Origin of the sequence: Agrobacterium sp. Azo12 (assembly GCF_029193765.2) — a bacterium.
GTDB lineage: Bacteria > Pseudomonadota > Alphaproteobacteria > Rhizobiales > Rhizobiaceae > Agrobacterium.
Genome location: NZ_JARFYO020000001.1, coordinates 2487252 through 2499540, shown reverse-complemented (window position 1 = coordinate 2499540; position 12289 = coordinate 2487252). Strand labels below are relative to the sequence as shown.

Annotated in this window: 10 protein-coding genes; 9 read left to right on the top strand and 1 reads right to left on the bottom strand. The window is 54.6% G+C overall.

Going from position 1 to position 12289, the window contains the following annotated elements; all coding sequences use genetic code 11:
• Positions 1-91: 91 nt before the first annotated feature.
• Positions 92-1138, bottom strand: a complete 1047-nt coding sequence (locus PYL13_RS11915) for a LacI family transcriptional regulator (RefSeq protein ID WP_259145993.1) — start codon at positions 1136-1138, stop codon at positions 92-94.
• 528 nt (positions 1139-1666) lie between these two features.
• Between PYL13_RS11915 and PYL13_RS11910 the strand changes: the two genes are divergently transcribed.
• The 9 genes from PYL13_RS11910 to PYL13_RS11870 all read left to right on the top strand — a co-directional run bounded on the left by PYL13_RS11910 (position 1667) and on the right by PYL13_RS11870 (position 12289).
• The gene (locus tag PYL13_RS11910) at positions 1667-4117 is read left to right on the top strand and encodes a beta-mannosidase (protein WP_275641514.1); all 2451 of its coding nucleotides are present in this window, start codon (positions 1667-1669) and stop codon (positions 4115-4117) included.
• A 152-nt stretch (positions 4118-4269) separates the two neighbouring features.
• Positions 4270-5304, top strand: coding sequence for an L-glyceraldehyde 3-phosphate reductase (gene mgrA, locus PYL13_RS11905; protein WP_259145997.1), 1035 nt, complete (start codon positions 4270-4272; stop codon positions 5302-5304).
• A gap of 167 nt (positions 5305-5471) precedes the next feature.
• Complete coding sequence (locus PYL13_RS11900) at positions 5472-5819, top strand: RcnB family protein (protein WP_192488715.1); 348 nt, start codon at positions 5472-5474, stop codon at positions 5817-5819.
• A 187-nt stretch (positions 5820-6006) separates the two neighbouring features.
• A complete protein-coding gene (locus PYL13_RS11895; protein WP_275641513.1) occupies positions 6007-6897 on the top strand; it encodes a VOC family protein in 891 nt (296 codons plus the stop codon).
• Positions 6897-7745, top strand: a complete 849-nt coding sequence (kdsA, locus tag PYL13_RS11890; protein ID WP_275641512.1) for a 3-deoxy-8-phosphooctulonate synthase — start codon at positions 6897-6899, stop codon at positions 7743-7745. Before PYL13_RS11895 ends, kdsA begins: the two co-directional genes overlap by 1 nt.
• A gap of 144 nt (positions 7746-7889) precedes the next feature.
• Positions 7890-9164: a phosphopyruvate hydratase gene (gene eno, locus PYL13_RS11885; RefSeq protein ID WP_192488717.1), complete on the top strand. Its 1275-nt coding sequence runs from the start codon at positions 7890-7892 to the stop codon at positions 9162-9164.
• 172 nt (positions 9165-9336) lie between these two features.
• Entirely contained in the window at positions 9337-9654 is a 318-nt protein-coding gene (locus PYL13_RS11880) for an FtsB family cell division protein (RefSeq protein ID WP_259146621.1), read from the top strand.
• A 151-nt stretch (positions 9655-9805) separates the two neighbouring features.
• The gene (gene pdhA, locus PYL13_RS11875; protein WP_192488718.1) at positions 9806-10852 is read left to right on the top strand and encodes a pyruvate dehydrogenase (acetyl-transferring) E1 component subunit alpha; all 1047 of its coding nucleotides are present in this window, start codon (positions 9806-9808) and stop codon (positions 10850-10852) included.
• A gap of 18 nt (positions 10853-10870) precedes the next feature.
• The gene (locus PYL13_RS11870) at positions 10871-12289 is read left to right on the top strand and encodes a pyruvate dehydrogenase complex E1 component subunit beta (RefSeq protein WP_250981718.1); all 1419 of its coding nucleotides are present in this window, start codon (positions 10871-10873) and stop codon (positions 12287-12289) included.

The following is a 12289-nucleotide window of genomic DNA, read 5'->3' as shown; positions in this document are numbered from 1 at the left end:
GACCTGTTGGAAAGTCGACTTTAGATACAAAAATGGCCCGCTTGTCGGGCCATTTTTATTGCGATTTTGGAGATGTTGAACTGTCGCGGTTTCAGTCTGGGAAAGCGCGCGACCAAACCGGTTTGCTGAGACTTTGCAGCTGGGCCGGTGGATTGCCGCCAATGCTGGCCAGAACCGCTTTGGCAAGCTCGCGGCCCGCCTCACGCACATCTTCATTGATGGTGTAGATTTCCGGGCGGATCCAGTTCAGGAACTCCGCGGATTGTTTTGAAATCATGTCGAAGTCGACACCGAGCTTTTTGCCGGCTGCTTCAAAGCCGGCAATCAGCGCAATGGTGGAGCTGCCGCTGATCGAGATGAAACCATCCGGCGGGGTGGCTGAGCGCATCAGCTGTTCGCCGTGATTGCGGGTTTCCTCAAGATTGGTTTCGATGGTCACATGATCCAGCGGTACTTCGCTGATGCCGAAGTCCTTGATTGCCCGGTCAAATCCAGCCCGCGCATGATCGTGGAAGGACAGTTTTTTCGGCGGCAACAGGATGGAGATGCGTTTGCGACCCTTTTCGACCAGCTTCTTGACGGCTTCGTAAGCGAACGCCTCGTTGTCGAAGTCGTGGTAGGGGTGGACGATATTCATGTCCGTTCTGCCGTGGGTGGAAAAGGGCATCTTGCGGTCGGTCAGCAAGCGCACGCGCTCATCCTTCGGCTCGATACGCGAAATGATCACGCCATCGGCAGAGCCGGTGTCGAGAATGTAGCGGATCGGTCCCATCGGGTCCTTGCTGTGGGAATGCGGCATGACCACAAGATGATATTGTGTTCCGGCCAGTACTTCGGAAATGCCGAACACCATCTGGCTGGTGAAGCCCATCAGCTCTTCTTCGATGCTCAGCACCAGAGCGATAACGTTGGTTTTGCCGGTTCTGAGGCGAACGCCGGCGCGGTTTGGCTGGTAGCCGATCTGATCGGCAATAAGACGGACACGTTCCTTGGTATCGGCGCCAATATCCGGCGCATCTTTCAGCGCTCGCGACACCGTGGTTATACCCAGCCCGGTCATCTGGGCGATGGTTTTGAGAGTGGGTCTCTCATTTGGCGCCAGTGTGATAGCTGCCGGTGGTGTCACGCTTTCGTTCATTTGGAATCAGTGGCCGTATAGGTATTGAATGAGAGTGAAAGCCATGAAGCCGGTTCCAGTAGAGAACGCGGAGCAAGGCGCGACGTATTTCCATGCCTGTCATCACGCACTGCCGAACCTCATTTCAGACGTATGGCATTCGGGCAAACCGAAAATCATCCGATTTTCCGGTCCGCGACGCTAAGTAAAACAGGTTAGTTTGTTCCCGAAAAATTCGGCTTTGCCGAAGCCGCCCATATTTCGCAGGGCCAGTTGCAAATACTGTATAATATTTTTTTCAATTTGAAAATATAAACAGCCGCCTAACCGATATGATCGTCCGCCGTTGCTGTTGATTTGCAACACATATTCGCTCGTGGACGCGGCGGCTGGCGGAACCCGTCCTTGCTGTTTGCATTTTTATCTGTAACGTTTCCGCCCGGTTGGCCAACGATGAGGAGGACGTCGTAGGATGGCTTTGATGTCCATAACTGTTGTTAGTCACCTGGCACCGGGCCATCCGTTGATGATTCTAGTACAGGACTTCCCATGACTTCGCACGAATCCGCAAACATGATCGATCTTTCCGGCGAGTGGTCTCTGACCTCCGCTGATGGCGCCCACAAGACGATCATGAGCTTGCCGGGAGACGTCCATTCTGCACTGCTTGCGGCCGATCTCATTCCTGACCCGTATCGTGGCCGCAATGAAAATGACGTGCAATGGGTGGCGCAGCAGGACTGGATTGTGGAGCGTCGTTTTACCATCAATGAGGTGGATGCATCCTGGTATCTGGATATCGATAATCTCGATACGGTGGCCGTGGTGTTTTTGAATGATGCGCCGGTGCTGAGTGCCGACAATTGTTTCCGCCGGTATCGACCGGATGTCTCAAAGGCACTGCAGCAGGGTGAAAATGTCATTCGTATTCATTTCCATTCCAGCATCCGGGCAGGTGAGGAACGGCAGGCCAAACAGCCGTTTTACGTGCCGTATCACACTGGCAATTCGCCGATTGCCAATGGCAACATGCTGCGCAAACCGCAATCGCATTTCGGCTGGGACTGGAACCTCGCCATTGCACCTTTGGGTTGCTACGGCACGATTGCGCTGAAAAAGCTGGACAGCGCGCGCGTCGAACATGTCGTGACGCACCAGTTGCATGTCGACAGCGGCGTTGAGGTGCATGTGGCGGTAACATTGTTTGCGGCAGAACCGGTCATCGTGCCGCTGCATCTGTCACTGGGTGATGACAGATTGCGTCTGGATATTGGCGTTTCAGCTGGCGAGACCGTGGTGCGGCATGTGTTCCATGTCGAAAACCCCAAGCTGTGGTGGCCAGCGGGCAGTGGAGAACAGGCGCTTTACGAGTTGAAGGTTGAACTGCCCGACGAGACTATTGTCAGGCAAATTGGTTTGCGCACAGTGGAATTGCTGACCGACAAGGATGACGCGGGCAGCCGGTTTGCCTTCCGCATCAATGGCCGTGAGATTTTCTGCCGAGGCGCCAACTGGATACCGGCCGACGCGTTGTTTTCGCTGACGTCGCAGGACAAGACAGAAGATTTGTTGTGCTCGGCCGTTGAGGCCAACATGAACATGATCCGTGTCTGGGGCGGCGGATTTTACGAGGCGGACTGGTTCTATGATCTGTGCGACCGGCTTGGACTTATGGTGTGGCAGGACTTCATGTTCTCCTGCAACCTTTACCCATGCACCGACGATTTCCTCGAAAATGTCGACAAGGAAGTCGATTATCAGGTGCGCCGCCTGTCATCACATCCCTCCATTGTTTTGTGGTGTGGCGACAATGAGCTGGTCGGCGCGCTGACATGGTTCAAGGAGCCGCTGGAAAACCGCGACCGGTATCTGGTGGCCTATGACCGTCTGAACCGCACTATCGAGACCGCCTTGAAGAAAGCTGCGCCAGAGGCAATCTGGTGGCCATCCAGCCCGGCATCGGGATATCTCGATTATGGCGATGCATGGCATGCCGATGGTTCGGGCGACATGCATTACTGGTCAGTATGGCACGAGAACAAATCCTTCGACAATTATCGGTCGATCCGTCCGCGCTTCTGCTCGGAATTCGGTTTCCAGTCCTATACGTCGATGAATGTCATCCGCAGTTACGCCGATGACAAGGACATGAATATCTCGTCGCCTGTCATTGAGCATCACCAGAAGAATGTCGGTGGCAATGAGCGGATTGCCGGCACCATGTTCCGTTATTTCCGCTTCCCAGGGAGTTTCGACAACTTCGTTTATCTCAGCCAGGTGCAGCAGGCGCTTGCCATCAAGACCGCCGTTGAATTCTGGCGTTCGCTGAAACCTCACTGCATGGGGACATTGTACTGGCAGCTGAATGACACATGGCCGGTCGCCTCATGGTCGAGCCTTGATTATGGTGGTAGCTGGAAGGCGCTGCACTATCTGGCCCGACGGTTTTTCCAGCCTGTATCGGTGGCTGCCATTCCTGGAGATGATGGCCAGACACTTGCGTTCTCGATGGTCAATGACACCACGGAGAATGTTGCTATCGACATGAATGTCTATGTTGTGGGACTGGATGGCGAACGCATTCCACTGCGCTCTGCCAATGGTGAATGCGGCACTAATGCTGCCGCGACACTGCTTGAGGTGAAACTGTCCGATATTCCGGCCGATGCCATTCTGGTCTGGGATTTCATTGCCTCCAACGGCATGACGGGCGAGGGACATCATGTGCCTGATACTTACAAGATGCTGGATTTCAGATCGGCCGGGCTGGAAATTGAAACGGCGACATTGGCCAGTGGTCAGGTGGAAATCAGCGTGAGGGCCAGTGGTCTTGCGTTGTTCGTGATGCTGGAAAGCGATGTACCGGGCCGTTATTCGGACAATGTGTTTGATCTCTCCGCCGGCGAAGTGCGAAAGATCATCTTCACACCAACCCGGAAAAGCGACGATAATTCTACCCCGCAATTCCGTATTTATGATCTCTATTCCAGCTACGGATGAAAGCATTTTTTCGCCACAGGTTGAAATGAAAACGGCCTGTCACTAGTCTGCACTTGGTGAACCGGTGCCCGTTTGTATCGGTTCATTTTCATGACGCCACCGACCATTTTCCGGACGGGGGCGATTACCGAACATTTGAGGAGGAGAGGCGCATGGCCTGGCAACCGGCTGAAAACCGTTATGCAACCATGAAATACAATCATTGCGGCAAGACCGGATTGAAATTACCGGCCATTTCGCTCGGCCTGTGGCATAATTTCGGTAACGATACCCCACATTCGACCAAGCAGGATATCTGCCGCACGGCGTTTGATCTGGGCATTACCCATTTCGACCTGGCCAACAATTACGGCCCGCCTCCCGGCAGCGCCGAAACGGCATTTGGTGAAATCCTAAAAACTGATTTTGCCGGTTACCGTGATGAACTGATCATCTCGTCCAAGGCCGGTTACAACATGTGGCCAGGCCCTTACGGCGAGTGGGGCAGCCGCAAATATCTGATTTCGTCCTGCGACCAGAGCCTGAAGCGCATGGGTCTCGACTATGTGGATATTTTCTATTCCCACCGTTTTGACCCGGATACACCGCTTGAGGAAACCTGTGGTGCGCTTGATCATATCGTGCGCTCCGGCCGCGCGCTTTATGTCGGCATCTCGTCCTACAATTCCAAGCGTACCCGCGAAGCGGCTGCGATCCTGAAGGATCTCGGCACGCCATGCATCATTCACCAGCCGAGCTATTCTATGCTCAACCGCTGGATTGAAGAGGATGGTCTGGTCGATACGCTGGAAGAGCTGGGCATTGGCTCCATCGTGTTCTCGCCGCTGGCGCAGGGCATGCTGACCACCAAATATCTCGGTGGCATTCCAGACAGCAGCCGTGCGGCGCAGGGCAAGTCGTTGAACCCAAAGTTCCTCAACGACAAGAATGTCGAGAATATCCGTGCGCTCAATTCGCTGGCTGAAAAGCGTGGCCAGACACTGGCGCAAATGGCCATTGCCTGGGTTCTGCGCAACGGCCGCATCACCTCGGCACTGATTGGCGCCAGCAAGCCGGAACAGGTTATCGATTGCGTCAAGGCGCTCGACAAACCGGATTTCACGGCGGAAGAACTGGCGTTCATCGATGCCCACGCCAAGGAAGCAGATATCAACCTTTGGGCCAAATCTGCTGAGTTGAAGAAATAAGTCATAGGCACGCCCGGGCCTTGAAATCCGGGCGTTTTCACATCAATCAGTGCTTGAGGAATGGTTCTCAAGTGTTAATAACCATTACTAAAATGTAATTTAAAATTCAGTTTTCATTCATCCTTGGGGTCTTAGGTTCGAACCATCGAAACGCTGAGGAAACCCCAATGAAAAAACTTTTTGCAACGCTTCTTGCTGCTACCGTTCTGGCCGCTCCTTTGGCCGCAGAGGCACAGAGCCGTTACGACAATGGCCCCCGTCATGACCGTGGCCGCAATGAGCGCGTTGTCATTGAACGGCACGTCGAAAAGAAGGTCATCGTCAAGAAGCGCAACTGGAAGCGTGGCGAGCGGCTCTCGTCTGCACAGCGCAACCATTACATCGACCAGCGCGAATACCGCCGTTACAAGTTGCGCGAGCCAAAGAGAAACGAGCGTTGGGTACGGGTTGATAACCAGTTCCTTCTGGTCAATGCATTGACCGGCCTGATCGTTGGTCTGTCGGCTGCGCGCTGATATTCGACAGAAATCTGACAGTTTTGGATCCCCGATGCGCCTGCGTCGGGGATTTTGTTATTCCTGCATTGCACAAATAATCGAAACGCGATGATATGCGCGCAGCACGTGTTCATACAAATGTCGCCAATGGGTATTCTATCTTGGCAGTTAATTGATCTCTCCCTTTTTAAATTTAGGAGATGCCGTGTTTTCTGCTGATTCTGCGATTACGCAGTCTGTCGACCATCTGGTGTTACCGGTTTCCGGCCTGGAGTCGACGCGCGACCGTTTGGTGTCGCTTGGTTTTACCGTTGCTGCGGATGCCCGACATCCGTTCGGCACCGAAAATGCCTGTGTGTTTTTCTCTGATGGTACCTATCTTGAGCCGCTGGCGATCGGCGACAAGGCGGTCTACAAATCCTCTATTGATGCGACCAACAGTTTTACCCGGCGCGACCAGCTGTTTCGCGCCGCCCGTGGTGCAGAAGGTTTCAGCGCCATTGTTGCCAAGACCTCCGATGCGGTGAGTGACCACGCCCGGTTTGAGGCGCGCCACATGTCGGCTGGCAGCATGCTGCAATTTTCACGACCGATGAAAAAGCCTGACGGCACGACGGGTGAGGGACGTTTCCTGCTGTCTTTTGCCGCCGAGGCGCGCATGCGGGCATTTTTCCTGTTTTCCTGCCAGCGGTTGGTGGCCTTGCCGGTCGATCGTTCCGCCCTTGAAAAACATGCCAATGGTGTGGCCGGCATTGGTACGATCATTTTGTCGGCCAAACGGCCAGCAGATTACGCTGACCTGATCACCGCGGTTTTTGGCAAACCTCCACAGCTGCTTGCTGACGGCGTGACGTTTGAAACGCGCAATGCTCGTATCACCATTCTTACCACCGAAGTGGCACAGGCGCTGCCGGGACTGCAAGATGTTGTCATTCCCCATGAATTATACGGTGCCGGTATCGTCTACACAGTTGCCGATCTTGCCGTGACAGAGGCGCTTCTTGCTGCTAATGGCGTGGCATCTACACGTACGGGCGGCCGCATAACGGTAGCGCCTGCTTCTGGACAAGGCGCATTTTTTGCGTTCGAGGAGTAATGTCTGTCATGAAAAATAATCTGGACGTGGTTGCTGGTGAAGGCGCGGGACAGGTGGCGTTTTGCAACACCAAACAGTTCTCGCTGATTGCCGGTCCGTGCCAAATGGAAAGCCGCGATCATGCCTTCATGATCGCTGGCACGCTGAAAGAACTGTGCGCCAAGCTCGGTCTCGGTCTTGTCTACAAGTCGTCCTTCGACAAGGCCAACCGGACATCGCTGTCTGGCAAGCGCGGCATTGGCCTTGATAAGGCACTCGACGTGTTTGCCGACCTGAAAAAGGAATTCGGGTTTCCTGTTTTGACCGATATCCACACCGAAGAACAATGCGCCATCGTGGCACCTGTTGTCGATGTGCTGCAGATACCTGCTTTCCTCAGCCGCCAGACGGACCTGCTGGTGGCGGCCGCCAAGACCGGCCGTGTCGTCAACGTCAAGAAGGGCCAGTTCCTGGCGCCTTGGGACATGAAGAATGTTCTGTCCAAGCTGAATGAAAGCGGCAACCCCAATGTGATGTTGTGTGAACGCGGTGCGTCGTTCGGTTACAACACGCTGGTGTCAGACATGCGCTCGCTGCCAATCATGGCATCGCTTGGCGCACCTGTTATCTTTGATGCGACTCACTCCGTGCAGCAGCCGGGCGGGCAGGGTGGCTCCACCGGTGGCCAGCGTGAATTCGTGGAAACACTGGCGCGTGCGGCGATTGCCGTTGGCGTTGCCGGCGTGTTCATCGAAACCCATGAAGACCCAGATAACGCGCCATCCGACGGCCCGAACATGGTGCATCTGAAGGATATGCCACGTCTGCTGGAAAAGCTTCTGGCCTTCGATGCTATCGCAAAGGCCTGATATGCCCAGCTTTTGCTGCACTTTAACTTAAAATTGAGCTTAATTGCGTGGCGGCGTCCCTCAACGGGATTGCCGTCATTGTAATTTCTTGCCCATCCGCTAAGACAGGCTCAGAACGACTGTTCCATTCCCAAGGGAGAGACCATGACCGCTATTACCGATATCATTGCACGTGAAATTCTCGACAGCCGTGGTAACCCGACCGTTGAGGTCGATGTTTACCTCGAAGACGGCTCCATGGGCCGCGCTGCTGTTCCGTCGGGCGCCTCGACAGGTGCACACGAAGCTGTAGAACTGCGTGATGGCGGCAAGCGTTACCTGGGCAAGGGTGTTGAAAAGGCTGTTGATGCAGTCAATGGCGAAATCTTTGATGCTATTGGTGGTTTCGACGCCGAAAACCAGATCCAGATCGACCAGATGATGATCGCTCTCGATGGCACGCCGAACAAGTCGCGCCTCGGCGCCAACGCCATTCTCGGCGTTTCGCTGGCGATTGCCAAGGCTGCTGCCGAATCGTCCGGCCTGCCGCTGTACCGTTATGTTGGTGGCCCGAACGCTCATGTTCTGCCGGTGCCAATGATGAACATCATCAATGGCGGCGCACATGCCGACAACCCGATCGACTTCCAGGAATTCATGATTCTGCCAGTTGGCGCCGACAACATTCGTGATTCTGTCCGTATGGGCGCAGAAATCTTCCACGTTCTGAAAAAGGAACTGGCAGCACAGGGCCACAACACCAACGTTGGTGACGAAGGCGGTTTCGCACCGGGCCTCAAGAGCGCGCCTGAAGCTCTCGATTTCATCATGAAGTCGGTTGAAAAGGCTGGCTATACGCCGGGCGACGACGTTTTCCTTGGTCTTGACTGCGCATCGACCGAATTCTTCAAGAACGGCAAATACGAGATGGAAGGCGAAGGCCGCACGCTCGAGCCGGAAGCCATGGCTGATTATCTCGCTGAACTGGCTGCCAAATATCCGATCATCTCGATCGAAGATGGCATGGCCGAAGACGACTGGGATGGCTGGAAATACCTCACCGACAAGATCGGCTCCAAGGTTCAGCTGGTTGGCGACGATCTGTTCGTGACCAACTCTGCGCGTCTGCGTGACGGTATCAAGATGGGCGTTGCCAACTCGATCCTCGTCAAGGTCAACCAGATCGGTTCGCTGTCCGAGACGCTCGACGCTGTCGAGACTGCACACAAGGCCGGTTACACGGCTGTGATGTCTCACCGCTCCGGTGAAACCGAAGATTCGACCATTGCCGATCTCGCAGTTGCCACCAACTGCGGTCAGATCAAGACCGGTTCGCTGTCGCGCTCCGACCGTCTTGCCAAGTACAACCAGTTGATCCGCATTGAAGAAATGCTCGGCCCACAGGCGTCCTACGCAGGTCGTTCGATCCTGCGCGGTTAATATCTGCGTCTGGTGACATGATTTTTAAAAAGCCTGTGCCTTCTGGTGCGGGCTTTTTTGTTCCCGTCTGGCTTGAAAATATCAGGCCAAACTCGGCTCTATGGTCAACGGATGGTTAAGCAATCCGCGTTACTGTTGCGAAAAGGTAATGCGTTTCAAGGCTTTTTCCGGAATGTGGACACGACATCACAAGAAAAGAAAATTCGGGCGTTTCGTCGTGCCCGCTATCACAGTCGCTTTTCTCTCTTATTTTGGCTACCACTGCATCCACGGTGAATATGGACTGATTGCGACCGAGCGTTTTGAACGCCAGCGCCTGGCCAGAAGCGGTGAGCTTTCACGCCTGACCGAAACCCGTGTTGCCCTTGAACGTCAGGTTGAAGCATTGAGCGATGGTTCGCTCGAGCGGGACATGATTGACGAAATTGCGCGCTACCAACTGAATGTGTCCCGCAGCGACGAAATTGTCATCCTGAATGGATATTTTTGATTAACTCAATTCAAGTTAATCAACTTTTTCTGTTGAAAATCAGCTATTTAATTTGAATACGAGCCATGCATTTATGGCATTGCTGTGGCGCGCTTTCTTGCATATTGTACGCGCCACATGAACAAGCAACCGGCAACTCAGGGAGGGATCAATGGCGCCACGTAAAACCGCGTCCGTATCCGGCCGTAAGACGACGGCGAAAGCCGCCGCAAAGGACTTCACCGGAAAAAATGCAGCCGAATTCGGCAAAGACGAAGAGCTTCATGCCTACAAGGAAATGTTGCTGATTCGCCGTTTCGAAGAAAAGGCTGGCCAGCTTTACGGTATGGGCTTCATCGGCGGCTTCTGTCACCTTTACATCGGTCAGGAAGCTGTCGTTGTCGGCATGCAGATGTCCCAGCAGGAAGGCGACCAGGTTATCACCGCTTACCGTGACCACGGCCACATGCTGGCAGCTGGCATGAGTGCCCGTGGTGTTATGGCCGAACTCACCGGCCGTCGTGGTGGTCTGTCCAAGGGTAAGGGCGGCTCCATGCACATGTTCTCCAAGGAAAAGCATTTCTACGGTGGTCATGGTATCGTTGGTGCGCAGGTTTCGCTCGGCACTGGCCTTGCATTTGCAAACCACTACCGCGGCAATGGCAATGTTTCCGTGACCTATTTCGGTGACGGCGCTGCCAACCAGGGTCAGGTTTACGAGAGCTTCAACATGGCAGCTCTGTGGAAACTCCCGATCGTCTACATCGTGGAAAACAACCGTTACGCCATGGGTACATCGACTGCCCGTGCAACGGCACAGTCCAACTACTCGCTGCGCGGTGAATCCTTCGGTATTCCTGGTATCCAGGTTGACGGCATGGATGTTCGCGCCGTGAAGGCTGCCGCTGACGAAGCGCTTGAACATTGCCGTTCCGGCAAGGGTCCGATCATTCTTGAAATGCTGACCTACCGTTATCGTGGTCACTCGATGTCTGACCCTGCAAAGTATCGCTCCAAGGAAGAAGTGCAGAAGATGCGCTCCGAGCAGGATCCGATCGAACAGGTCAAGGCACGCCTCCTTGAAAAGGGTTGGGCAAGCGAAGACGAACTCAAGGCTATCGACAAGGATGTCCGTGACGTCGTTGCCGACAGTGCCGACTTCGCCCAGAACGATCCGGAGCCGGATGTATCCGAGCTCTACACCGATATTCTGCTCTGATCCGGGGAGAAAGAATCCATGCCTATTGAAATTCTTATGCCTGCACTTTCCCCGACCATGGAGGAAGGCACGCTTTCCAAGTGGCTCAAGAAAGAAGGCGACAAGGTTACCTCCGGTGACGTGATCGCTGAAATCGAGACCGACAAGGCAACCATGGAAGTGGAAGCTGTTGACGAAGGTGTTATCGGCAAGATCCTGATCGATGCCGGCACTGAAAACGTCAAGGTCAACACGGCCATTGCAGTTCTGCTGCAGGATGGCGAAAGCGCTGACGCCATTTCTTCTTCAGCACCGAAGAAGGAAGAGCCGAAGGCTGAGGCTGCTGCCTCTGACGCTGCTGGCGGCAAGGCACGCGAAGCAAGCGAAGAGCCATCCGCTTCCAAGGAAGCTGCCAAGGTTCCTGCTGCTCCAAAGATCGAAGTTGCTGCTGATCCGGATATTCCGGCTGGTACAGAATTTGTGTCCACCACTGTTCGCGAAGCTCTTCGTGACGCGATGGCTGAAGAAATGCGCTCTGACGAAAAAGTCTTCGTCATGGGTGAAGAAGTTGCCGAATACCAGGGTGCCTACAAGATCACCCAGGGTCTTCTGCAGGAGTTTGGTGCAAAGCGCGTTATCGATACGCCAATCACCGAACACGGCTTTGCCGGTATCGGCGTCGGCGCTGCGATGACTGGCCTGAAGCCAATCGTCGAGTTCATGACCTTCAACTTCGCGATGCAGGCCATTGACCAGATCGTCAACTCTGCTGCCAAGACGCTCTATATGTCTGGTGGTCAGATGGGCGCGCCAATGGTGTTCCGTGGTCCGTCGGGCGCTGCTGCGCGCGTTGGTGCACAGCACTCGCAGTGCTATGCCGCCTGGTACAGCCACATTCCGGGCCTCAAGGTCGTCATGCCGTACACGGCTGCTGACGCCAAGGGTCTGCTCAAGGCTGCTATCCGCGATCCGAACCCGGTCATCTTCCTTGAAAACGAAATCCTGTACGGTCAGAGCTTTGATGTTCCGAAGCTGGATGATTTCGTGCTGCCAATCGGCAAGGCACGCATTCACCGCCAGGGCAAGGATGCGACCATCGTTTCCTTCGGTATCGGCATGACCTATGCGGTCAAGGCTGTTGCCGAACTCGAAAAGCTCGGCATCGACGTTGAACTGATCGACCTGCGCACCATCCGTCCGATGGACCTTCCTGCCGTTATCGAGTCCGTCAAGAAGACCGGTCGTCTGGTTACCGTTGAAGAAGGCTTCCCGCAGTCATCGGTTGGTGACTTCATTGCAAACCAGGTTCAGCGCGCTGCATTTGACTATCTGGATGCGCCGATCCTGTCGATTACCGGCAAGGATGTTCCAATGCCTTACGCGGCCAATCTCGAGAAGCTGGCTCTGCCGAACGTGGATGAAGTCGTACAGGCCGTCAAAACCGTCTGCTACAAATAA